Below are 23,147 nucleotides of genomic sequence, written 5' to 3' on the forward strand. Positions count from 1 at the left end.
CGTTATGCCCCGTAGGACTGCATGTTACAGATCGCAAAGGTTGCGAACGGATTAATTTGCAGTTAAATAAGGGTGGTACCACGACACATTCGTCCCTTGACGGATGTGTCTTTTTGCTGTTTATGCGCCGTATTTAATAACAAAAAGGAAGATTAGGAGTGTGTTATGATGCGTCAAAGTGAAATGCTTGTCCCAACATTACGTGAAGCGCCAGCGGAGGCAGATGCAGCGGGACATCGCTGGTTACTGCGTTCCGGTATGATTCGCCAACTGGCAGCAGGGATATACAGTTACTTGCCCCTCGGACGGCGTATATTGTTAAATGTTGAACGGATCGTTCGTGAAGAGATGGATCGTGCTGGATGTCAGGAAGTGTTGCTGCCGATTATGCAGCCAGCCGAACTGTGGGAAGAGTCCGGAAGGTACACACAGTATGGTCCTGAATTAATGCGTCTGAAGGATCGTCATGCACGGGAATTTGCTCTTGGACCAACACATGAGGAAGTCGTAACCGCTTTAGCGCGGGACGAGGTGAGTTCGTATCGTAAGCTGCCATTCACCCTTTACCAGATCGGAACCAAGTTCCGGGATGAACGCCGTCCTCGATTTGGATTGCTGCGTGGACGTGAGTTCATCATGAAGGATGCGTACTCTTTTGCTTCGGACTGGGAAGAGCTTGATCGGACTTATCAGGCTATGAACACGGCGTATAGTCGCATTCTGGAGCGTTGTGGTCTGGACTATATCCGTGTTGAGGCTGACGCAGGAACGATTGGCGGCCAAGGGGAAACACATGAGTTCATGGCTCTTGCTGATGTGGGTGAGGACACAATTGTAACCTGCAAACATTGTGGATATGCTGCAAATCTGGAGAAAGCGGGTTATCAGACTTCTGGAGATATTCAGAAAAAAGAAGGAAGCTTGGAAGTTCCAGCCGACTCTTCGAGTGCAGACTCCGCGCTTCAAACGGTTGAACATTCAGGAGCGGAAAACCTAGTACGTATCTCGACACCTGGCGTTCGTACGATCGCAGAGTTAACTGCTTTTGTGGGCAAAGGTGCTGAACATATGATCAAAACGCTGCTTTATGTGGCGGATGGTCAGCTCGTCGCTGCCCTTGTGCGTGGAGATCATGAATTGAATGACATCGCATTGAAACAGGTGTTGGGGGCAGAGGAACTGATCCTTGCAGACGATGCAGCCATTGCGGCACATCCAAATCTGAAGGTAGGATTCCTGGGTCCGATTGGACTAAATCTGCCGATGGTGGTGGACGCTGACGTGGCAGTGATGAAGAGTGCAATTACAGGAGCCAATGAAGTGGATGTGCATGTTTCCGGTGTACGCCCAGGGATTGATTTTGCATTGGAGCGAGTAGAACGAATCCGCTTTGCTGCGGAGGGGGATGCTTGTCCAACATGTGGATCACCACTTGTGTTTACCAAAGGTATTGAGGTTGGACACATATTCAAATTGGGAACGAAATATAGTGATGCCATGGGTGCTTCATTCCTGGATCGTAATGGTCGCCAGTGTGCGCCAGTCATGGGATGTTACGGCATTGGCGTATCCCGCCTGATGGCTGCGATAGCTGAGCAGTATGCAGGAGATGAAGGCATAAGATGGCCTGCCGCTGTTGCGCCTTATGATGTGCATCTGGTTACAGTAAGTTGGAAGGATGAGCAGCAGCGTCAGCTCACCCTCGAACTGGAACAACAATTGATCGATGGCGGTTACACAGTATTGGTTGATGACCGGGATGAACGTCCAGGTGTGAAATTCAAGGATGCGGAGCTGATCGGATTGCCTGTGCAGATCGTTATTGGCCGAGGAGCAGCCGAAGGACAGGTCGAACTGGGATCACACGCACTTGCAGCAACAGGTGAATCGAAACGAATCGGGTTGACGGCACAGGAAGCTGTACGTTATGTGAAGGAACAGCTCACTTCCTAAATTCAGGGATTCGTTAATTATATGAGTTCATATAATAGTACCGAATATGATGCGGTAGCTGATTTTGATTGCTGAAATTCCAATGTGAGCATGAAAAAGAGGGCTATAGGCATGCAATTTGGTAGGATTTTATGAGTGATATCATACGAAATAACTATATTTGGATAGTTGTATTTAGTATACAAATGATTTTATGATTAAGGATTTGAAGATGATCATACGCAGGCGGATTTATGTGCAAGTATGCAATTTTGAGAAGATAGAGATGTCGAAATTAAATGTACAATAAACGCATGAACACGGTCATTCCGGAGAGTTCTTATATAGTTCGGTGTCGAAGGCACATGATAAAGTTGGTCCGTAAAGGCCAGGCTGGGATTTATTTTTGCCTCAGATGATTGTCAGGATCAGCAGGATATGTCCACAGGAAATGTTCAAGTATCTGATGTGGATTGATGTTTAAGAATGGAGATACAAAAGGGTGTCCCTTTAACCAGTAATCTGGCTTTGGGGACACCCTTTTAGTTATGACAAGATAGATCGGTATGCTGATGCACTATAAGCGGTCATGCCTATATGCACTTTGCTTTGCTGAGCTTAAGAAGCTGCAGGCAATTTCAATTGTTGACCTGGATAAATCCAGTGTGGATTTTTGATATTGTTCAGCTTTTGCAATGCCTGCCAAGTTGTGCCGTATTGTTTGGAGATAGAGTACAGGGAATCTCCGGATTTCACAACATGCAGTTTGGCTGGAGCAGGTTTACTTGGTGTTGGTTTAGACGGTTTTTCCGGTTTTGGTGTTTCTGGTTTTGGCTTGGTTGGAACTGGTGTTTCTGTTGCCGGAGTTTCCGGCTCTACTGCAGGTTTTACCGCTTCACTGATCCGACCATCTGTTTTGATGTCTACAGCGCCAAGCTTCTGCATGTAATTGATCAATGCTTCGTCCAGCGCGCCGTACATACCCGTAGTCGGATATTTGGCAAACATGGTGTATTCGTCACCACCAACAGCTGTGAAATCATTGGTTGCCAGTGTATACGTTGCTTCCGGATCAAGGGCTTTATCGCCCACGGTTACGGAATGTACACGGCTACCTTCTGCAGCGGAAGTGTCGATTTTGAACTTGATACCAGATACTTGCGGGAATCCACCGCTTGGTTCCGGGTAGGAAGCTACACCGACTTCAAGGGCTGCCAGAATATCGGACCCTTTCACTTCAAGAGTTACCACTTGATTACCAAAAGGAAGCACTGTGATGATATCACCTTTGGTTACGATCCCTTTTTCAATGGAAGAACGGATACCACCACCGTTAGTCAGTGCAATATCGGCTTTGCTGACATCACGAATGGCATCTGCAAGCAGGTCACCCAGGTTAGTTTCTCCTGCACGTACCTGTTCACGTTTACCATCCAGCAGAATAGCTGTATTGGCTACTTCTTCTTTCAGGATAGGTTCTTGTTCTTTTTGAATGGAGTTCACGAGAGTCGCGACTTTCTCATTTGGTTTGATGTCTTTTGCTTCCGTTTCATCAATTAATGTTGCTTGTTTCTTTGTTACTTTACCACCATCTACCCATAGATCAATGACACCTACGTAGTTAGTGTATTCTCCTGCACTTGCAATCAATGTTCCGTTATCGGATACAAGGCCATCTTGCAGTACAGTGTGGCTGTGACCATCGATGAATACATCGATGCCAGGAACTTCTTTAACAACTTTAAAGCTAGTATCGGTGCTGGACGCGTCTTGTCCAAGGTGTCCCAGAACAACAACAACATCTACTTTGCTGCGGATTTCGTTCACCAGAACTTTGGCTTCCGCAGATGGATCTGTAATATCAAGACCTTCTACGTTTTTTGGATTCGTTTTGTACAACGTTTCCGGTGTAGTCAAAGCGATGATACCAATTTTAACGCCATCCACCTCTTTAATGAGGTAAGGATCGAAGAGACGTGTTCCGTCTTTTTTCTTCACGTTGGCACTCAGCATGGGGAAGTTCATCATGTCCGCCAGTTCGATCAGGCGATCTGAACCATAGTTGAATTCGTGGTTACCCGGTACGATGGCTTGGTATCCCATTTCATTCATGACTTTCACGATGCTCTCACCATTCACGAGAGTGGCAAATGTTGTACCATGCACAGCATCTCCAGCATCGAGCAAGAGTGTGTTCGGGTTTTCGCTACGATATTTGTCAGCGATTCCAGCTACTTTGGCAAAACCCATAGCAGGTGAAGACTCAACTGCACGGGCATGCGTATCATTCGTATGTAGAATGGTAATGTGTTTACCTGTGCCCGGAGTGGTATCCGTTGCAGCTGCGGCAATACCTACACTGCCAAACAGCAAACAGACCGTTAGCAGAAGTGAAACGTAATTCTTCCAGATTTTCATATGAATCCGAAACCTCCCAAAATAATAATCTACTTGAGCATTTACACAGCTCAAATAGTATTTTAACAGACTATTATTAGGAAATCTCGCGAATTACGTAAAAATAAGTAACCTGAAAGTGACATGTAAATCTGCTGTTGGAAAATATAATCTTCGGAAAGAACGTATGTTCTTAAAGAGTGTAAAAAAAATGCTGCGCTTCACGTGGCAGTCCGGTACGCAAACAAAATTTCTCCAAAGATTCATCCGGTTCAGGCATCACTCCGGAGGTCAGCAATTGAATGGCAAAACGGTTAGCCTGTCTTTCCAGCTTGCCTGGAGCAAAATAGGAATGTTCCTCCAGAAAGAATCGATTAATCCCTTTATGAAGTCGGTCGTGTCCAAGCTCATGGGCGCACACAAACCGTTGCCACTCCGGCGGCAAATCATTGTGTATGACGATAAACCTGCGCCGGAGCTTGCGAAAGTACAGTCCCTTGGTGGACTTCCCCAAATTGGTGAAACGAATCTGTATTCCAACCGCGCGGGCAATGCTGAACGGGCAGTTGGTCCGGTGTTTTCGAATCAGCTTTGTTACGATGTCATCCATATGATCTCACCTGCTGCCTCATTAAATTCAGTGGGTCATGCCTCATGGGCGATTGTCCGATTCGTCTGTCTTTTTGCGTTTGTTCATCTGTTTGGCTTCCCAGAACAGACCTGTCAGCACATCCTTGATTCGTTTCTTGTCCTCTTCATCGAGTGGAATACCGTCAAACATCAGATCATCATCGTCCTCCAGCATCTTTTTGAAATCACGACGGTCTTTGTATGTAGCCCATTCCGGTACGTCCTGAAGTTCAGCAGCACTCCCTGGTTCAATATAACCGGCCTGCTTCATCATCTCTGTATAGGGCACCGAGAGTGCATCTGAAATCTTGCGGATGGTCGCTGGTTTCGGGACACCCCGGACCCCATTCTCAATACGTGAAATCTGTGAGTTGCTTATTCCGGCTGCTTCGGCGAGCTGATTGATGCTGTATCCTTGTTGCTCGCGCAGTTGTTTCATATAAGGACCAAAAGCGTGCTCCACAATTATGCCAACTCCTTTGATTCGTACAAGTGCTTGAGTTATAAAGAAGGCAGTTGGATGGGGGAGGTAGGTGTGCGTTCAATGCCCGTTTCGGATTCGGATCGTTCTTTTGATCGCTGTTATCCCCAGATTTCCTATTTCCCTCTCTAAAGGGAGAAATCCGGGGATAAAGGCGAACGCTTCGCTTCTTCAGAATCGATTCCGTCTCCTTCACTGCGTATGCGCGTGATACACACCTAAGTCCCTTCCCTAAAAATCAGTGGCTTCTTTATAAAAATCAAATGACTTGTACGGAAGTTCATTAATTAAACAGTACTATATCGTATATATACCATTAGGTAAAGAGATATGAAACAATTATGCCAAAAGGCATAGGAAATGAGAGCGAAGGTTTTATTTTATCGTCAAAACGAACCAAAATGAAGGTTTACTCCGATCTCCAGAAAGTGGTATCCTCAAATAGAAATACGAACACTATACGAACAAAATGTAAAGTTGAGGCGGAGCGTGTGTTTTGTAATCACCTTCTGAAAAGTGGAATTCCCCGGATTATAGCGGTTTGGAGTGATTCCAAAAGGCAACAGGGGGAAATTTAAAAAATGTCGTTACTTTTTTAGGAAACTGGACAACTCTATGAATAAGAGCGTTTTGTCATCGAGCAAATAACGATTGCAAAACAATTTCATGTGAACCATTGAATGAGTGATATGAGTTGAGAAATGAAAGTGCTAAAGATGAAGTGGTTGCATGTTTAACTAGGTTGTTCTGTCATCGGAGTGATCATGCGAAACTATTAGAAATTTATTTTATAAAGAATACTAAAGGAGGAAGATAAATATGGAATTGATGCTGCCCGAATTGGACCGACGCAAAACGCAAACAGCTGTTGAAGCTGCGCTGGAAAAATACCGAATCTATAAAACCATTGCATTTGAAGAACGAGAGGTCATGGTGACGGCAAGTTATGCCGAGCGTTTCCACGGTGCAACCAATGTAACGGGGGATTCCACGGCGAGAACGGCAATTTACAATGTGGACGTGCAGCGCGCGCGTCAGGCATATTGCGATACGATTGATTTTGTTGTGTCCCGGCTGAGTGAAAAGGAACGTGTACTCGTCTGTGAACGATATCTGAAAGACGATGATGTGTTTGACTATAAAGTGTATAACCATGTGTTTGACCCGCCTGTCAGCAAGGATACGTATACGAAGATTCGTACACGTGCTTTCTACAAAATGGCGCTGGCTCTGTCAGATCGAGGTCTGATTAATATGGAGCCTTTGTCTGTGTCCCGCAAAGAGCGACAGAAGCTGGGCTGAGTGAGTGAGTGATTGAAGAAGTTGATCCTTTAATATCCAAGGTGGATTGGTTACAATAGTTGAACAAACCACAGTTGGTACAGCCAAAGGAGAGAAGTCTGCGATGTCGGAAGAAGTCGGAATGCAGGAAATGGTCACGTTGAAGACAATCGCGGAAACGCTCAATACGTCCAATAATCTGAACTTAATGCTGGATACCGTGGTCGGGAAATTACTGGAGTTGACCGGATTAACGGCAGGCTGGATGTTTCTGATTAATGAACGTGGAGACTATACCTGTGTTTCGGATTACAATCTGCCCCCGGCATTACTGCGTGAAGATAAAGAGCCCATGCGAACGGGTACCTGCTGGTGTGTGAACCGCTTTAAGGACGGTCAACTCAATCATGCGGTCAACATCATTAACTGTAAACGGCTGGAGGATGCGGTGGAATTCCAATGGGGAGATACCCATGATATTACCCACCATGCAACCGTCCCGTTAAGGTCAGGTGAGAAGATGCTCGGCCTGCTCAACGTGGCTGCGCCAGCCAAGGAACATTTCAGCGACAGTGAACTGGCGCTGTTACAGGGCGTGGCATACCAGATTGGTAGTGCGGTAGAGCGGATGAGATTGTATCGCACGGAGCAGCGACGAGCTGATCTGTATGCCAAGCTGGGGGAGTTCAGCACGGCCTTGGGTCTTGCAGTGAACGAATGCACCAATTCTGATGCTTTTTGTTTAAAAGTTGTACAGCTGCTTGGGCAGCATTATGATTGGCCTTTTGCTACAATCATTCAGCAGAAAAGCGGAATGTTCGTTTTGCAGGCAGCCTATGCAAATGATACGGTTCGAACGTTATCAGGTACTCCGTTATCTTCCGAAGTGACGAGCCACATTAACCATGTAATCAATAGTCATCGTGTAACATCTCTGTCTGGGACAGAGATCGCTGAAATATTTACCCTGTGCAAGCCTGACCAGACTACGAATTCCATTGCCTCGGGAATTGCTGCTCCACTTCCGTACCATACGCCGGGAGAAACGGGAATTCTGGTGATCGGAATAGGAACATCAGGTCCTGCACAGGCGGACCGTGAAGTGCTGGAGGCATTGGCCGAACATATTGCGGCCTCATGGGAGAGTCTGAAGCTGGCGGAGAATCGCCGCGAACTTGCACGAATGGAAGAGAGAAACCGGTTGGCTCGCGATCTGCATGATTCGGTTAATCAGATTTTATTTTCACTATCGTTAACGGCTAAAGGCGCGGAAAGTATGTTATCCGGCTCCGAGCAGTTGCTCCCGGCAACGGAAGCGTTGAAGGATATTCGGGCTTTGTCTCAGGAGGCTCTCAAGGAAATGCGCGCATTGATTATGCAGCTCCGTCCCGCGGGACTGGAAGCAGGGCTGCTCCATGCACTACAGGAATACGGCACAAGCCAGGGGCTTCAAGTGGTGACGAATCGGACGGGAATGCGGTCTTTACCACGTAATATAGAAGAAGCATTGTGGCGAATCGGACAGGAAGCGCTGAATAATGTACGGAAACACGCGGATGTTCCTTCTGCTGAGGTCACCCTCAAGTTAAGTAATCATGAAGTGGTGCTCACTGTCACAGATCAGGGAAAAGGTGGTGCGAACAGGCCAAAAGCGTCGTCTGGAAGCTCCCTTGGCCTGTCCATTATGAAGGAACGGGCTCAATCGCTCGGAGGCAGCTTAGAAATAGTGAGTTCTTCCCGTAAGGGAACGACAGTAACGGCAGTCATTCCACTTCCGTTCGAATCTGTATAAAGTCAGGGGGAAGAAGAGATGCCGATTACGATTTTGCTCGCAGATGATCATGCGATGGTGAGACGGGGGCTGCACGTTTTTTTGACGACACAGCAAGACATGAAGGTTGTGGGCGAAGCATCGAACGGACAGGAAGCATTGGCTCAGGCGGAAGCGTTAAAACCTGACGTGGTATTAATGGATCTGCATATGCCGGTCATGGACGGAATCGAAACAGCCAGAAGGCTGCGCACGTTATTGCCAGCAACGCGAATCATTGTGCTCACCTCGTTTTCGGATCAGGATCATGTCGTTCCTGCTGTTCGCGCAGGAGTTAAAGGATATCTACTCAAGGATATTGAACCGGAGGATCTGGCTGTAGCCATTCGCAATGTGCATGCAGGTCAGGTGGAATTGCATCCTGACGCAGCAGGTCAATTGATGCATGTGATGGCTTCATCCGATTGGTCCATAAATGAACAGCAACCACAGCATATACTGACAGATCGGTCAGCAGACAATCAACATCAGGAGCCAAAGCAGAAGGGGAAATCAACTGAAGCGTCTCTTGGCGGACTGGATATGCTCACTCGCCGTGAACAAGAAGTCTTGGGGCTGATTGCTCAAGGATTGAGCAACAAGGAAATTGCAGTTCAATTGGTCATCACCGAAAAAACGGTCAAAACCCATGTCAGTCATCTGCTCGACAAACTGGGACTGGCAGATCGGACGCAAGCGGCTCTTCATGCCGTAAGAAATGGCTGGGTCGTGTGACCAATTCCGACATATGTTCATACTTAAGTCGTATAAACTCAACCTAAAGGTTGAGTTTTTTGGTATTTCAAGTTAAGTCTATCTGCTGACGATTTGGATGCAAAAGAAAGGTAAGATAAGAGTAGAAATAACAGATCGGTTGAAACATGAGAGTTTGAATTATTAAAAAACCAAGGAGAGTGACATGAATGAATATTGTTATTTTGGCAGGAAGCAATCGGAACAATGCAACCAGTACACGTCTGGGAGAGTATGCTGTGGAGATTATTCGCGGTCAGGGACATCAGGCCAGCCTGTTTGATCTGTATCAGACACCACTCCCATTCTACGCACCAGATGAAAAACAAGCGGATCATGAACATCTGGCAGACCTGAATACACGTATGCTCGCGGCTGATGCGATCATCCTGTCTACACCAGAGTATCACGGCAGTATTAGCGGTGTGCTCAAAAATGCACTGGATCACCTGAGTCAGGCTCATTTCAGCGGCAAGACCGTCCTGTCCATCAGCTCCTCTGGCGGAGCGGTGGGGGTAAGTTCGCTTTTACAACTGCAAGCGATTGTTCGCAATCTGCATGGCATCAATGCCCAGGAGTGGATATCCATTGGTGGTGCGCAGCGCAGACGATTCGAAGCGACATTTGACGGATATGAAGAGTACGAAGGCAGTCAGGATATAGAGGACCGGGTGCAGCGGGTTATTGGATCGTTTTTAAATCTGGCACAGACGTTAACGAATGCGCGGAATTCAACCATGAGTTGAGAACCAAGGAAGATGAAAAATCGGAAAAGGAAAAGAGGTTGAGCATTATGATTACTGGCATATTTGAAACACATCTAAACGTGACGGATCTGGAGAGATCCCATCATTTCTATGAAACGGTCCTTGGTTTACCTCATGCCTACGGGCAGAAAGAACGTGGGAACTCCTTCTACTGGATTGGTGGAAAAGGCAAAGCCATGCTGGGATTGTGGCAAAAGGAATCTTCCGAGGTGAAACGTCAGCACTTTGCTTTTCATGTATCTCTGGAGGATATGAAACACGCGGTGGCTCACTTGGAGAACAAAGGGATCAAGACACAGAACTTCCTGAATGATGATATCGGTGAACTGTACGTCTTCGGCTGGATGCCTGCGGTATCTGTATATTTTAAGGATCCAGATGGTCATTTGCTTGAATTCATCGCCATGCTCCCGGATGAAGCGAAGCCTGAACTCGGCATGGTGCCGTGGAGTCAGTGGGAGGAGATGCAGGAGAAGACCGTATGATGATTGAAGAATTACAGTTATATACAACACGGATGGAGGACCTCAAGCATTTTTATCGTGATACGTTGGGAATGGAGGTGTCCAATACGACGGATCAGGCCTTCAATCTGCAGGTTGGAAGGACAAAGATGATTTTCAAACCGTGTGAAACAGATCGTGAGCCCTTTTATCATGTGGCCTGGTCGATTCCGACGAATCGGTTCAAGGAAGCGAAGCAGTGGGCTGCATCACGTGTTGTTTTAAGCAGGGAGGAAAATCGGGATGAGACATACTCTGCTAATTGGGACTCTCATTCTCTCTATTTCGAAGATCCAGCAGGCAATATTATCGAGCTGATTGCTCATCATCGTATTCAGAACGAGAGTGACCATGACTTCTCGACTCAAGATATATTACAGGTGTGTGAAGTTGGACTGGTGACGGAGGATGTTCTGTCTACGGTGAATGAGCTTCAGCAGATTGGACTCACGCGATGGGGTGAGGTTAGTGATACCTTTGCTCCTGTAGGAGATGTACATGGTTTATTTATTGTGGTGAAGAAGGATCGAACATGGTTTTTCTCCAAGCAAAAAGCAAAGATCTATCCCCTGGAAGTATCCATCCGTGGCGTGGGCAAGCTTCGAATTGGCTAAACTTTGTATTCCGGGGCAAAACGGGCATATGTGGAGCATTTCCATCATGTTATAGAAGTAAACGCTTTATTTATTAATTAGGATATATAAGTTGAACTAAATTTACAAGATAACGGAGAGGACAGATCTTAGTTCAACTTATATAGTTTCTCTGATGGCTTACAGATGATGAAGGGTGGTGGCAAGCTTGGATCGACGTTTGTTGGAAGATGGACTAGCGATTATCGTTTCCAGTCGGGAACGTACAGGAGATCTGTGGCACGCACATTATGGGGCGGGTGCGATTGCGGCATATTTTTGGTTGCGGGAAAATCGTCTCACTGCCCTTGCCGCCGGCAGTGTTACCGCCGAAGCAAAAGCCATGCTTCGCCAGCATGGAATCAGCCCTGGTCAGACCTCTCCGATTGGTGAGATGATGCCCAGGGAAGATGCCGAGGCGTGTATTACGGACGCATTGGATCGAACGATTGGAGAACTGCACTGGGTTGGACACCAGGCCATCTACGGGGCAATCAGTCTGAAAGCTATTCGCGAACTGGATGGATGGGGTACTGCGGAGGATATTGGTCGGCTGGTTGAACTGATCGATTCATTCGATCGAACCATCCCGGGAAGATCCTGGATGAACACAACGATGAAAGAAATTCGCAGTCTGAAGCCGGAAAACGGCGATGGTTTCCCCGAGATCGAAGATCCAACGCAGTTGTCACGCCTGATTCTGGATGAGCTTGGTGCGTTCCAGACTATCTATCACGCGGAAGCGCATCATGATCTGATCGGTCATATGCTGACCTATGGACATGCGCTTAACATATTATATGAATTGGGTTATCCGGCATTATTCCACAAAGGCATTCCGCCTTTCCTTACCATGGTGAAGGCACTACGCTTAAGCCGAGATGTGGATATTGAACAGGAGATGCCGACATTGCAATCACCCGTAGACCTGCTGCCACTAGAACGGGCGGAACGATCAGTGGCGCTCCCTCATGAACTGGAATATTGGCTCACCGACAGACGTTCCCGTGACTGGAACGGAGGTCATGTATTCAAATTCCCGTTCAGTTTCTATCATCATGCGAAGAACGGGGAGCCCGTACCGGAAACGTGGGAGAACTTTCGTTATATCATCGCGTGAGATAAAACATACATTTCAGAAGGGGTGTCCGACATGACGGACACCCCTTCTAGGCATTATTCTGGTCTACCGAATTGTAGGGTAGGCATCCTGTACCTTTTTAACGGGGCCAAATTTCAAGGATAAAAAGGATCAGCATGACTCTGGACACCAGCATGTATGGTGATTTTCGTATGGGCTGACGCGCTGCCCATATTCCCCAGGAACTCATAAGTGCAATACTCCCCCAGAACATCCATAAGGAGATGCCTTCGGGTGTAAATAGAAAGGACAGCTTGGGCAGTCCCCTGTTGCCAGCCCCAAGAAGAACAGTGGTCATATAGACGAGGATAAGGAAAAACAACTCGAAGAGCAGGGTTTGCAGCCAGAAATAATAGATGTTGAACACTCGTAGCATGATGACTGTGATCAGGATAAACAGGATACCAACGGATAAGAATGTTGCCGCGGTCCATCCAATGAGAGATGTTGTTACAACATCTGTTTCCTGATATAAGATGTACATCGCCAACGCATACATAGCGGGACCCGCCATATAACTGGTGACAGCAATCCAAAGATAGAATAAATACCTCTTTTTCATGGTTATATCCATCCTTTATTGTTCGTAGGATTTGAAAGCTACTTATGTCATATAAACATCATCAGGATGGGTTTGGTTGGACTATCAATAGGAGTTTTCTCCAAGAAATCGGCATTTAACCGCCATAGAGACAACTACATTCATGCGTATTTCATCCCGATTACCATCAGCGCGAGTGGGAAAAGGCAGTAAAATGGTATTATCGGATCAGCAGCAAGGAAGACAACCGACAGCTCATACGCTAAAGTACAGCCGGCCATGGGGCCGGTTTTTTAATTCGGTGATTGCATCCTTGCCCTGATCGGGTATTAAAGACTAGATATATAAGTTGAACTAACGATTTACACGAGAACGAAGAGGACAGAAATAACCTGAAGAAGCGGAGCTAAAAGCTTTCTACAAGAAAGCTACTTCGGAAGCATACACTGCGCCTTTATCCACGGATTTCTACCTTTATATAAGTGGATCAAGAAAATCCGGGGATAACAGCGATCGGAAGGTTGTTCTGTCATCGAAGTGGCAAGTGTAAATATTCTGTAGTTCAACTTATATAGATAACAGGAGGCTACGTGATATGAAAACAGTATTGTATGTTCCACTGGATGATCGTCCAGCGAATCTGGATGATGTGATTGTGCAAGGGAAAGCAGCCGGTATCCATATCGTTACACCGAACCTGAGTGATATTAAGAATCGTCTCGACTCGGAGAAAACCGTAGATGGCACAACGCTGCTCGGCACCTCCACGCCGGTTTATGGCAAACCGTCCAAGATTCACGACTTTATTCTGAAACATGCTGCCAAGGTCGACGGATTTATTATTTCATCCGATATGCTCGCCTATGGCGGTCTGATTGGCAGTCGTCAGCTCCGCGAAGATGGAGGAGGCACCTATCCTGAGTACGATGAGGAAACCACTCGTTTGCTGGATGTGATCCGCGTGATCAAGCAGAAATACCCACGCAAACCCGTATTTGTAATGGACACCATCATGCGTTTGGCTACGACCTCGTTTGCAGATGGCTTGGCGCTTGATGCATATAATGAGTCCCGTGCATTGATGCAGCAGCCACGTCAGACATACACTGAGTTTGAGGATATTATCGAAGGTTATAACCTGTCTCCGGATGGAGTGGAATATGGGACAACGACCTATTTTGATAAAGAACAGTATTACAATACAAGACAGCATAAATTCAAAACAAATCTGTACATTCTGGATCAGCTGGCTCGCACAGGTTATATCGATTTCCTCGCAGTTGGAGTCGACGATGCTAACACGCAGGGTGTTCAGATCAATGAAATCAAATATGTAGAAGCGCGGATCAATGAATGGCTGGGTGGAACCAATGGGCAAAATCCGGATCGTGCTATTATCTTGCCGGATGCAGATGGTCTGGGGCACGCTTTGGTTGCTCGCATGGCTAACCAGTTGTTCCGAGGCGGGGCGAGGGCACGTTACGCAGTGAAATATTTTGGTCCTCACGGCAATACCATCATTAACACGTATGAATACATGGATGTACACGAGAATGTGGTTCGTCATGTGGATATTGTAGGTGGTGTGCTTGTAGCGGATTCGGCATATCCTGAACCGGAAGTGGTGACGGATGTGGGTGCTGGCTTGGAAAATGAACAGCTAGTGGCTGTAGCAGCCGATCAAGTTGTCCCGTTTGACATGACCTCCGAACTGGATCGTATGACGAAGGGTCACCCAGGTAATTCCGGGGAGAACACGGGCATCGACATTGAGATTATCGCCATTACGGCTCTGGATCAGGTGCAGGCTGCGTTGGAGCAATTGACGCTGAATAGTGAGCAAGGTCTACCTTCGGTGTTGATTGATTTTGTGGGTAAAGGGCCAGCCAATGTTGATGTTGCCGAAGCATTGCTCAACAGTCCATATACCGGACGGGTTCTGGGTTATAGTGCATGGAATACACCAGGTAACAAGATCGGTATTGCTGTAGGTATGGGGCAGTCGAGGTACGCATTGATCACAACAGAGAAGCATGAGCATAAGTTGCGAGATGCTATGAATGCGCATGGCTCGCTGTTGTTTAAGCGTTTCCTGAAGGATTATTACTACAAAGCGGTAGCGATTGCGGACATCCGCACGTATTCCCGAGCCCATGCGTTGTATACCAACGTGGCTACCCTTTCAGACCAAAATATGTTGCTGTTCAACTCAGAGGAAGACTATGCCCATTTGCAAACATTGCTCCGTGATTTGATGCAGACTTATACCACGGCGCTTGCGAATAAAACAGCCTTCCAGACAGGCAATGTGGCGATTAAGCAGATCTGTGATGACGAATTGTCTTATGCGACGTATAGCAGTGCGCTGCTGGAATATGGGAATCCTGATTTCATCTGGGGCCGTGCATTTGAGATTACGTTGAACCCGCAGGTTAATTTTAATATTGTGTAAAAGATTGCCTCCGATATGCAGCCTATAAGCCATGACCGCTTCCTTTAAACGTTGACTTAGGCCAGCACTGGAATAAGGTATGGTGTGGAATGGATCGGAACCAGTTAAGGGGATCGGATCAGTTGATCATTACGATCCCCTTAACATTACGTTTAACTTGCAACGCTACCCTATTGCACTAGCTAACTTATCAAGTGCAAGGTACTCCTTATTCGAAAGCTCTTCAATCATTGAAGTTAGTTTGGGTATATTGAGAGAGTGTTCGTTGATTATCATTTGTTTAAGCGTATTGTTTCGAAGAGAACGAGCCTTTAGTTCAATATCCTCAAATAGGTTATAAAACAGACTGCCATCAATTAATCCAAGTTTATGTAAATAATGAATTCGCTTGGTCATTAACGTCTTATGCTCAGATAACATATGTAATGCTCTTATATATTGATGATCGGCACGAACAGATTCAATTAATTTGTTATAAATGTGGATACCAAATACAGGGTCCAGACTGCCGTGCAGACATTGCTCTTCTGCTGGAGTGCCTTCAATGACTTCAAAGTATGCAGCACTATTCGTAGAATTAAGATAATGTTTCAGTGAGATTTTGAAAAACTCCAAATTGAAACGATAGGACTTGAACGAATTCATGGAGATAAGTTGTATACCAAATACATTATCCCAGCAGTCCTCTTTATAGTTGATATGTTCATTGACTGCTTGCTCAATCTCATAAAAGGATCCCTTTGTTTTCTTATAATTGGGCAACGGGTCAGGAAAAAAATCTGCGATATTAAATTCTTGATTATCCCGATCATAACCGTATATGAATAAATCATGAGGTGCACTTTCTTCAGTTCTATAGGCTTTAATATGTTGTTTATCGATAAGAACATAAATGTAGTTACCATTATTAATTGACTCTATGAAGAAATCGGTAACATTTAACTTGAGCAATTGGATCATTTCTTTTTGCATACTGTGAATATTTAACAACGGATGGTACTCTCTCATTAATGGCTGGTAGAACTCCAAGTGGAAAGTATCCGGTTGGTAGAAATCAAACCTTAGTTGCATGTGATTCGTAAATAACCATTCATGGTAGGAAGGGTGATTGGGAAGAATAGAGTGCATATTAGCATGAATCGGATAACCTTGAATTACAGGTGAATGCATAATAAGTTCTTTTTTCATGATCAATATCTCACTCTCTACATGGGATAGTTAACTTTTAGCGCACCACAAACGCCTTTCTTAATGCTTCACACTTCGTCTAATTACGTACAGCCTATATACGAAGGATATTACACCTGCAATAAAATGTAAATAAATAACATTGTTTTGATATCGATATAAAAGTGATTGCTGTGTTGGGAAATTAGAACAGGTGTCGTCTTTTTTCCACCCGAACGTCTCCCTTAATCGCACCGAAGTCGTACGGAACACCATCCGCGCTAGGAATGAAAGGGTGTAAGATTGTATTATCGGATCAATAACAAGGGACGCACCGAAAGCACATACGCTAATGTACAGACCGGCCAGGTGGCCGGTCTTTTTGATGCGGTGAATGTAGTCCCGTTACTGGTTCGATAGCAATACAGACTCTGAGTTAAAAGGGGGAGTCTACTGCTGCTACATTGTCGCTGCACGGTGTGGGCAGATCTCAAACTTGCAGCTAAAGGGGGCGAAATGAATGTGTCTATGAGAAATGAGATTAGCACTGCCATGAGCACCAGTAAAATGAGTAAGCTCATTAAAAAAACGCTGAAACAGAAGCTTGCGGTACTTGTTCCAGATTGGAACGGTCGTGTGCTGGATGTACCTGCGTCAGGCGAAGTTTTGGCCGGGCCTTGTGCAGTGGTTGCGTTTGCCGAAGAAGTGCCGAAGTCTGCATGGGCGGGATATCGAAGGATTATTAAAATCTCACCATACACTCGTCCGGAAGATGGTGGCGCTGAACAAGTGGAAGCTTGGTCATCCCTTCTAATTGATGGGTTACACCAGGTAAGACTGATTGACGAAGAAGGCGGAGCCTTCACTTGCATCTATCTGGGTTCTTCAGATAGTGACCGGGTGGAGGCAGGGTCTGGAATGCTTACGCGCAGTCTGCGGTTCGGAGTGTATGTTCCAGAAGACTCGGGAGCTGTCCTCGCTGAAACAGGCGACGCGTGGTTAGCTGCGCTTCAAGGCTGGACACAGTCGGAACTTGGTTCGGGCTGGTCGGTATATGGGGATGTCTGGCCCGGTGGATACGATATGCCGTCTGTGTTATGGCGATTGGCTGGATGCAGCACGTCTGTGGCGGGGACTTCAGCATTGGAGGTTCGACAACAGTGGACTGGGCATGTGCTCACCGATCATTCGGTACTAACACGCCAGACCGTTACTCGGTTGGTCCAGCAACTTGCAGTGCAATCTCGTCTTGCCGTCACTGAAACGGGTGGCGAAGAGCACGAAGGTAACACGCGATATATCACAGTGGATGAAGTCACAGCAGATCTGCAGACCGATGCGTATCTGAACGGACAGATTCGCCTGACGTTGCAACAGCGGATTCGTCGTCCGGGTACAAATGTACCTTTCATTCGTGAGATTCACCATAGCAAAGGTATGGAGTAAACGTTAGTCGAGAGGAACCTTCTATTAGAGGTTGTTCAAAAAGTCCGCTTTTGATTACAAAGGATGCCTAACGGCATCATCAGCATCGAATATGGAATTCAGCCGAATAAGCATAAGCTTACGAAGTATGTTTCCTTTGGAAACATTGTAGTTGCTCACGTAGTTTTCCCTACGCTCTGCTACTCCATTTCTAACTTCATCCCATCTTCTCGGTACTGAAAACCGATCTTTTTGAACATGCACTTTTAAGAGTGGTTCCAGATTATAGCTTTGAAATGATAGATGTGGCTTCAATATTATAGCTTCATATTCATAGGATCAAAAATTCATAGATCAAGCTTAAAGATCATCGTTTCACGAAATTAGTAGTCCAACAAATGAGGTGAGATGGCAATGGCAAGCTCAGTGAAAAAAAGCAAACAGACAGCCCCGCGGTATACACGGGCAGAACTGATGAATCATGCAGAAGCCCTCTTTGCCGTTAAGGCAGAGGTGCTGTACGGTGCGCTGTACGAAGCGGCGCAAGAGACGTTTTCCATTGAAGAAACGCAAGAACGAATTAACCAATTTATGAAAGCGAAGGTGAAGGGATAATGGCAGGTGGAACTTGGGAGCAAACAAATCGTCCGGTCCTTCCGGGCTTATATATGAATTTTCAGGCGGCAGCATCTTCGGCCATTCAAGCGGGTACGCGGGGAACGGTCGTTGTGCCAGTCAAGGCCAACTGGGGTCCTGTGGGGACTTTTGTTGAAGTAGGGAGCGAAGCGGCGATTGAACGTATCTATGCGGCGAATGTGCTGGACAACGGTACGGCTTATACGTCCTTGAAGCTCGCCCTGTTGGGTGGGCCGAAGAAGTTGCTCGCTTATCGGGTAGCAAGTGCCGCGGCCAAAGTAGCCACGCTTACCTTGAAGGACAGCAGTGATGCCAATGTGCTGCAACTGGACGCGAAGTATCCGGGGGATCGTGCAAATGGATTCTACGTCACCATCCAGCCAGGTGTGATTGATAATACGAAACATGAAGTGCGTCTCTTCGAAGGTAACCGGATGTTGTATGCGCTCCTGACAGCGGATATTACAGCAGCTTCTCTGGCAAAAGAGATTAACGCGGATGAACAAAATGTCTGGGTAACGGCGCATGCGATTGGCGATGGTGCAGGTGTAGTTGCAACAATTGCGGGTGCGGCATTCAAAGGTGGCGTAAGTGGCAACGATGACCTGACCAATGCAGAATACATTGCTGTACAGGGTGCGCTGGAAGGGGAGCAATTCGACGTCTTGGCTTTGGATCAGGCGGCAGATGCACCTCTGCTTGCGAGTTTTGCGGCATGGGTGAAACGTGTACGTAGTGAAGGTAAACCGGTGGTGGCTGTATTTGGCGGTTCCGCAGTGGATGACACTTCTGCTACAGCAGCACAAAAAGCAGCAGCACGTTCGCTTGCGCTCAACCATGAAGGTGTGATTAATGTTGGTACAGGCGTTCGCCTTGGAGATACATTTTACAGCTCGGCGGAAACGTCCGCCTATGTTGCGGGACTGATTGCCGGACAACGTCTGAACCAATCCACAACCTATGCAGCTACTCCGTTCGATGATGTGACACGTCGCTGGACGCGTGCAGAACAGGAACAGGCGGTACACAATGGCGTATTTATTTTCTTCCATGATGGACGTCAGGTGAAAGCACTTCGCGGTGTAAACACACTGGTAACGCCAGCGGCTGGACAGAATAATGCGTGGAAAAAAATCCGTTCCATTCGTGTGTTGGATGCTATTAACACGGATCTGCAACGTTCCGCAGAAGATACGTATATCGGTAAAGTAAACAATACCGAAGAGGGCCGTCAAGCACTGATTAGTGCCATGAAGGCCTATTTGGCGCTGCTCGCACAGAGCAATGTGATTGAAGCCGACGGTTATGATGTCATTCTTGACCCGGCATATTATGGTGCTGCACCAGTTCTCAAACCGGAAGCGGATCAGGTATTCCTGCAATGGAATGTGAAGCTGACGGATGTAATGGAGCAGTTGTTTGGTACATTTTACGTGCAATAAGGTTGTGTGAAAGGAAAGAACCGTTTTCTAGGATAATTACTATACGTTGAACTGATGCTTTACACGATAACAGCGATCGGAAGATTGTTCTGACTGCGGAGTTATACCGTGTAATATTTATTAGTTCAACGAACCCAAGGAGGAAAATATATGTTGGATGCATCAAGAGTAATTCTCGGTACCCATGGTCAGCTGCATATCGATGGTGTGTGGCAGACAAACATTAACAAGTTGGAAGCGAGTGTGGAGATTGAAAAGCGTGAGCTGAACCTGGTCGGTAACGACTGGAAAGTGCACAAAAACGGCGCAAAAAAAGGAACAGGCACGATGACCGGCTACAAAGTCACTTCCGATATGATCCAGCGCGGCTTCACCAAATTCGAGATTATTTCCAAGCTGAACGACCCAGAATCGTATGGACATGAGAGTGTATTGCTGAGAGGTTGCATGGTGGACAAAATCCAGCTTGCCAACTGGACAGCGGGTGAGGAAGTACCTGAGGAAACGGGCTTTACGTTTGAAGGATTTGAATTGCTGAATCCGATTGTGGCGAACTAAAAAGGACTTTAATGGAGGCCGAGATGATCTCGGTCTCTTTGTTGTCTACTTAAAGCAAATTTAGTATCTACACGATAACGGAGAGGACAGAAATAACGTGAAGAAGCGGAGCGTTCGCCTTTATCCCCGGATTTTCCCTTGAAGAGGGGAATCAAAAAAATCTGGGGATAACAGCGATCGGAAGGTTATTCTGTCATCGGAGTGGCTAGTGTACCATTATGATTGCCAAATGTGAGCAAGAAGGAGATAACGCCCAATGAGTATGAATGAAAATATGTCCGAAGAACAGATTTTGGATCAGTTGTTTGAAGCAGCAGAACGTTTGCCAGAGGAGAATGTGCGCATTCAGCGTCTGGATCTGTTGTTGACCTTGCGTGGACTGACGTCTTCCAAAGTGGATCATATTCGTGAACGTTGTACCATTCGAAAAACGACCAAAGGCCGCACCGAGGAAAAGGTGGACACCGAAACGTTTAACGCGCTGCTCATTTCTGAAGCAACCGTGAAATTAAAAGTCCGCAGCCTGGAATTGTCCGGCTGGGGGGACACCCGCATTACAGGCCGCATGAAGCTATCCGGTGGCGAACAGGCGGTACGTCGTATGTTGCTGGCTGGTGAATTGGATGCTGTAGGTGATAAAGTGCTGGAGCTGTCCGGCTTTGGTGTGGAGATTGAAGACCTAAAAAACTGATTCACTCCGGCGGAATGACCACGTTCCTATATCATATGTGGGTACGTCATCATCTCCGGCCCGGAGAGTTCTGGTCTTTGCCACGCGGGGAGCGCTCGCTGTTGATTGCGTTCTCGGAAGAAGAGATGGCAGCAATAACCTCGCAAATGAATCGATAACGAAATAGGGCAGGAGGTGAAGAAATGGCAGAAATGATTGTAGGTTTATCCAAATCGAATGCGGAAATGCGGACAACCCTCCGATACCTGGATCAGATCCAACGCTCAACCGAACGTCTGGGCAGAGTTCGTTATCAGAGTCTGATTAAGGTGAACAATGAACTGAGAACGACCGGACGCAGGTTGGAGCATATTTATAGTATGGCTGTGCGAATCAGCAGGCTGCGTATTACACCGACGGTTGATCTGGTTGACCGTGCTACTCCGGCATTGAATGGTTTGTTGAGAAAAATGAAGCAAATCCGATCTAAGATGTTGAATGCTACAGCTAGTGTGCAGCTCAAAGTCAGCCACCAGATTTCAGGTGTATCCGTTAATGTGAATTCACAGCCACTGATCGATGCTTTGAATATAAATACCCAATCTATTAATATGCTGAGTACCAAGCTAGACTCTATCAATATTGGAGCGGCACCAGCGGCCGAAGCGAAACCTAAAACTTTTTTGCAGAAGATGAAAGGTATGTTTGATCGTGGGAAATCAATCTCATCTGGTGTGGGGAAAGTCTTTGATGCAAGAAATAGTGGGAAGAAGCTATGGAAAGAAATCACAACACCTGCCACACCGGGGAATAAATTGAAAAAGGCGTTCAAGGTTACAAAACGTGGGGCAAAGTTTGTGAATGATTTCTCGTCCGCAGGGTCCGATTTGATCGGTGGATTCGATGGATTGTGGGGCGATGTAAAAGGTCTCTTTGGTGGAGGTGGAAGCGGAAGTGGGGCAGGAGGCAGTGGTGGGTCTGGCATCATAAGCAAACTTGGTGGCAACCTCGTTAAAGGAGCGGGAAAATTGTTCGCACCACTCCGTATGTATAACAATATTAAAGAACTTGCAAGCGCCCCACCTGAGGATCGTGCTCGTGCGGTGGGTTCGGTTGCTGGTAATGCAGTAGGAACAGCTATTGGTACCGTACTTGGCAGTGTAATTCCAATTCCGGTGGTTGGGAACATGCTGGGCGGTTCAATAGGCGGTTGGCTGGGTGAAAAGGCAGGCGGTTGGCTGGGTGACAAGGTAGGTGGATTCCTAAAAAACAACGCGGAAGACATCTCAAAAGTAGCAAAATTTGCTTCTGAGGGAGCGAGTTACGTGGCGGAGAAAACGACGAATTTGTTCAATGGGGTTGCAGGTTTTTTTGGTTTCGGTTCTAAAAAGGAAGAGCAGACCGCCCCAGCCGCAGCGGTCATAACGTCACCCTCAACACCTGTAGCAACGCAGACACCACCCCCTCCACCGATAGCACCTCAGATGCCGCCTCCATACAGGCCGGCAGTTCTATCGATCACCGGTCCAGAAGCCTACATGAACAATCGATTTGGTTCACCGACGGCTGCGGGTCTTATGGGAACAAGTGTGATGCAATCCCAAGCGGTAGCAATGAATAACGCGGGTCAACCCAATGAGAAAGCTTCGCCGCTCACAGTGCGTATTTCCGAAGAACAGATGAGCAGTCTTGCAGGTTACCTTAAGGATTTCAAAACGGAAACGACGAACCAAATTGCTGTGAATATTGCACCGGGTACGGTACAAGTGACCGTTCGGGAGAACGCTATTGATTATGACGCAGTTTCTCATCAGGTGGGGCAACGTATCTCTGATGAGTTCCGCCGCGCGATGCAAAATCGCAAAACAATTATGGCCTAAGCAGAAAGGAGGCCGCAGATATGTCTGTACTTGAAGATAAAGTTGGTCC

Annotated in this window: 21 protein-coding genes; 16 read left to right on the top strand and 5 right to left on the bottom strand. The window is 46.7% G+C overall.

What is annotated here, in order from left to right; genetic code table 11:
* Positions 1-168 precede the first annotated feature (168 nt).
* Positions 169-1,953: a proline--tRNA ligase gene (locus MHI55_RS06550; protein WP_339191387.1), complete on the top strand. Its 1,785-nt coding sequence runs from the start codon at positions 169-171 to the stop codon at positions 1,951-1,953.
* A 597-nt stretch (positions 1,954-2,550) separates the two neighbouring features.
* Here the strand turns inward: MHI55_RS06550 and MHI55_RS06555 are convergent.
* From MHI55_RS06555 to MHI55_RS06565, 3 genes are all read right to left on the bottom strand, one after another.
* Positions 2,551-4,350 (bottom strand): 5'-nucleotidase C-terminal domain-containing protein, encoded by a 1,800-nt coding sequence (locus MHI55_RS06555; protein WP_339189291.1) that lies wholly within the window; start codon positions 4,348-4,350, stop codon positions 2,551-2,553.
* A gap of 172 nt (positions 4,351-4,522) precedes the next feature.
* Positions 4,523-4,939, bottom strand: coding sequence for an ImmA/IrrE family metallo-endopeptidase (locus tag MHI55_RS06560; protein WP_017690190.1), 417 nt, complete (start codon positions 4,937-4,939; stop codon positions 4,523-4,525).
* A 42-nt stretch (positions 4,940-4,981) separates the two neighbouring features.
* Positions 4,982-5,425 carry a helix-turn-helix domain-containing protein gene (locus MHI55_RS06565; protein ID WP_082219000.1) on the bottom strand — a complete coding sequence of 148 codons (444 nt, stop codon included), beginning with the start codon at positions 5,423-5,425 and terminating at the stop codon, positions 4,982-4,984.
* A gap of 834 nt (positions 5,426-6,259) precedes the next feature.
* Here MHI55_RS06565 and MHI55_RS06570 point away from each other — a divergent pair.
* The 7 genes from MHI55_RS06570 (at position 6,260) to MHI55_RS06600 (ending at position 12,306) form a co-directional block, all read left to right on the top strand.
* A complete protein-coding gene (locus MHI55_RS06570; protein WP_017690187.1) occupies positions 6,260-6,742 on the top strand; it encodes an ArpU family phage packaging/lysis transcriptional regulator in 483 nt (160 codons plus the stop codon).
* Between the two features lie 46 nt (positions 6,743-6,788).
* A complete protein-coding gene (locus MHI55_RS06575; RefSeq protein ID WP_340389351.1) occupies positions 6,789-8,513 on the top strand; it encodes a GAF domain-containing sensor histidine kinase in 1,725 nt (574 codons plus the stop codon).
* 18 nt (positions 8,514-8,531) lie between these two features.
* Complete coding sequence (locus MHI55_RS06580; protein WP_282319144.1) at positions 8,532-9,266, top strand: response regulator transcription factor; 735 nt, start codon at positions 8,532-8,534, stop codon at positions 9,264-9,266.
* A gap of 188 nt (positions 9,267-9,454) precedes the next feature.
* Positions 9,455-10,030: an NAD(P)H-dependent oxidoreductase gene (locus MHI55_RS06585; protein WP_076319051.1), complete on the top strand. Its 576-nt coding sequence runs from the start codon at positions 9,455-9,457 to the stop codon at positions 10,028-10,030.
* A gap of 47 nt (positions 10,031-10,077) precedes the next feature.
* Positions 10,078-10,536: a VOC family protein gene (locus tag MHI55_RS06590; RefSeq protein ID WP_076327336.1), complete on the top strand. Its 459-nt coding sequence runs from the start codon at positions 10,078-10,080 to the stop codon at positions 10,534-10,536.
* The gene (locus tag MHI55_RS06595; RefSeq protein ID WP_282319143.1) at positions 10,533-11,168 is read left to right on the top strand and encodes a VOC family protein; all 636 of its coding nucleotides are present in this window, start codon (positions 10,533-10,535) and stop codon (positions 11,166-11,168) included. The genes MHI55_RS06590 and MHI55_RS06595 overlap by 4 nt, the downstream gene beginning before the upstream one ends.
* 178 nt (positions 11,169-11,346) lie before the next feature.
* On the top strand, positions 11,347-12,306 hold the full coding sequence (locus MHI55_RS06600) for a hypothetical protein (protein ID WP_340389353.1): 960 nt from the start codon (positions 11,347-11,349) through the stop codon (positions 12,304-12,306).
* Positions 12,307-12,406: 100 nt separating this feature from the next.
* Here the strand turns inward: MHI55_RS06600 and MHI55_RS06605 are convergent, their stop codons facing one another.
* Positions 12,407-12,889, bottom strand: coding sequence for a hypothetical protein (locus tag MHI55_RS06605; protein WP_076251382.1), 483 nt, complete (start codon positions 12,887-12,889; stop codon positions 12,407-12,409).
* Positions 12,890-13,463: 574 nt separating this feature from the next.
* On the opposite strand from MHI55_RS06605, the gene MHI55_RS06610 reads away from it, so the two are divergent.
* On the top strand, positions 13,464-15,320 hold the full coding sequence (locus MHI55_RS06610; RefSeq protein ID WP_340389355.1) for a DUF4127 family protein: 1,857 nt from the start codon (positions 13,464-13,466) through the stop codon (positions 15,318-15,320).
* Between the two features lie 165 nt (positions 15,321-15,485).
* Here the strand turns inward: MHI55_RS06610 and MHI55_RS06615 are convergent, their stop codons facing one another.
* Positions 15,486-16,508 carry a hypothetical protein gene (locus tag MHI55_RS06615; RefSeq protein ID WP_340389357.1) on the bottom strand — a complete coding sequence of 341 codons (1,023 nt, stop codon included), beginning with the start codon at positions 16,506-16,508 and terminating at the stop codon, positions 15,486-15,488.
* Positions 16,509-17,009: 501 nt separating this feature from the next.
* On the opposite strand from MHI55_RS06615, the gene MHI55_RS06620 reads away from it, so the two are divergent.
* The 7 genes from MHI55_RS06620 to MHI55_RS06650 all read left to right on the top strand — a co-directional run bounded on the left by MHI55_RS06620 (position 17,010) and on the right by MHI55_RS06650 (position 23,098).
* Entirely contained in the window at positions 17,010-17,933 is a 924-nt protein-coding gene (locus MHI55_RS06620) for a hypothetical protein (RefSeq protein WP_340389359.1), read from the top strand.
* Positions 17,934-18,326: 393 nt separating this feature from the next.
* Complete coding sequence (locus MHI55_RS06625; RefSeq protein ID WP_017690177.1) at positions 18,327-18,527, top strand: hypothetical protein; 201 nt, start codon at positions 18,327-18,329, stop codon at positions 18,525-18,527.
* The gene (locus MHI55_RS06630; RefSeq protein ID WP_340389361.1) at positions 18,527-19,990 is read left to right on the top strand and encodes a phage tail sheath subtilisin-like domain-containing protein; all 1,464 of its coding nucleotides are present in this window, start codon (positions 18,527-18,529) and stop codon (positions 19,988-19,990) included. Before MHI55_RS06625 ends, MHI55_RS06630 begins: the two co-directional genes overlap by 1 nt.
* 150 nt (positions 19,991-20,140) lie before the next feature.
* Positions 20,141-20,548 (top strand): phage tail tube protein, encoded by a 408-nt coding sequence (locus tag MHI55_RS06635; RefSeq protein ID WP_036611426.1) that lies wholly within the window; start codon positions 20,141-20,143, stop codon positions 20,546-20,548.
* Between the two features lie 256 nt (positions 20,549-20,804).
* Positions 20,805-21,239: a hypothetical protein gene (locus MHI55_RS06640; RefSeq protein ID WP_017690174.1), complete on the top strand. Its 435-nt coding sequence runs from the start codon at positions 20,805-20,807 to the stop codon at positions 21,237-21,239.
* A gap of 35 nt (positions 21,240-21,274) precedes the next feature.
* On the top strand, positions 21,275-21,397 hold the full coding sequence (locus MHI55_RS06645; protein ID WP_256337973.1) for a hypothetical protein: 123 nt from the start codon (positions 21,275-21,277) through the stop codon (positions 21,395-21,397).
* A gap of 24 nt (positions 21,398-21,421) precedes the next feature.
* Entirely contained in the window at positions 21,422-23,098 is a 1,677-nt protein-coding gene (locus MHI55_RS06650) for a hypothetical protein (RefSeq protein WP_340389363.1), read from the top strand.
* Positions 23,099-23,147 lie beyond the last annotated feature (49 nt).

Origin of the sequence: Paenibacillus sp. FSL E2-0151 (assembly GCF_037993015.1) — a bacterium.
Taxonomy (GTDB): Bacteria; Bacillota; Bacilli; order Paenibacillales; family Paenibacillaceae; genus Paenibacillus; species Paenibacillus amylolyticus.

Excerpts from the sequence above, each read along its gene's own strand:
- MHI55_RS06550 (WP_339191387.1), top strand. The coding sequence starts at position 169 with ATGCGTCAAAGTGAAATGCTTGTCCCAACATTACGTGAAGCGCCAGCG.
- MHI55_RS06555 (WP_339189291.1), bottom strand. The coding sequence starts at position 4,350 with ATGAAAATCTGGAAGAATTACGTTTCACTTCTGCTAACGGTCTGTTTG.
- MHI55_RS06560 (WP_017690190.1), bottom strand. The coding sequence starts at position 4,939 with ATGGATGACATCGTAACAAAGCTGATTCGAAAACACCGGACCAACTGC.
- MHI55_RS06570 (WP_017690187.1), top strand. The coding sequence starts at position 6,260 with ATGGAATTGATGCTGCCCGAATTGGACCGACGCAAAACGCAAACAGCT.
- MHI55_RS06580 (WP_282319144.1), top strand. The coding sequence starts at position 8,532 with ATGCCGATTACGATTTTGCTCGCAGATGATCATGCGATGGTGAGACGG.
- MHI55_RS06585 (WP_076319051.1), top strand. The coding sequence starts at position 9,455 with ATGAATATTGTTATTTTGGCAGGAAGCAATCGGAACAATGCAACCAGT.
- MHI55_RS06590 (WP_076327336.1), top strand. The coding sequence starts at position 10,078 with ATGATTACTGGCATATTTGAAACACATCTAAACGTGACGGATCTGGAG.
- MHI55_RS06595 (WP_282319143.1), top strand. The coding sequence starts at position 10,533 with ATGATGATTGAAGAATTACAGTTATATACAACACGGATGGAGGACCTC.
- MHI55_RS06605 (WP_076251382.1), bottom strand. The coding sequence starts at position 12,889 with ATGAAAAAGAGGTATTTATTCTATCTTTGGATTGCTGTCACCAGTTAT.
- MHI55_RS06610 (WP_340389355.1), top strand. The coding sequence starts at position 13,464 with ATGAAAACAGTATTGTATGTTCCACTGGATGATCGTCCAGCGAATCTG.
- MHI55_RS06615 (WP_340389357.1), bottom strand. The coding sequence starts at position 16,508 with ATGAAAAAAGAACTTATTATGCATTCACCTGTAATTCAAGGTTATCCG.
- MHI55_RS06625 (WP_017690177.1), top strand. The coding sequence starts at position 18,327 with ATGGCAAGCTCAGTGAAAAAAAGCAAACAGACAGCCCCGCGGTATACA.
- MHI55_RS06630 (WP_340389361.1), top strand. The coding sequence starts at position 18,527 with ATGGCAGGTGGAACTTGGGAGCAAACAAATCGTCCGGTCCTTCCGGGC.
- MHI55_RS06635 (WP_036611426.1), top strand. The coding sequence starts at position 20,141 with ATGTTGGATGCATCAAGAGTAATTCTCGGTACCCATGGTCAGCTGCAT.
- MHI55_RS06640 (WP_017690174.1), top strand. The coding sequence starts at position 20,805 with ATGAGTATGAATGAAAATATGTCCGAAGAACAGATTTTGGATCAGTTG.
- MHI55_RS06645 (WP_256337973.1), top strand. The coding sequence starts at position 21,275 with ATGTGGGTACGTCATCATCTCCGGCCCGGAGAGTTCTGGTCTTTGCCA.
- MHI55_RS06650 (WP_340389363.1), top strand. The coding sequence starts at position 21,422 with ATGGCAGAAATGATTGTAGGTTTATCCAAATCGAATGCGGAAATGCGG.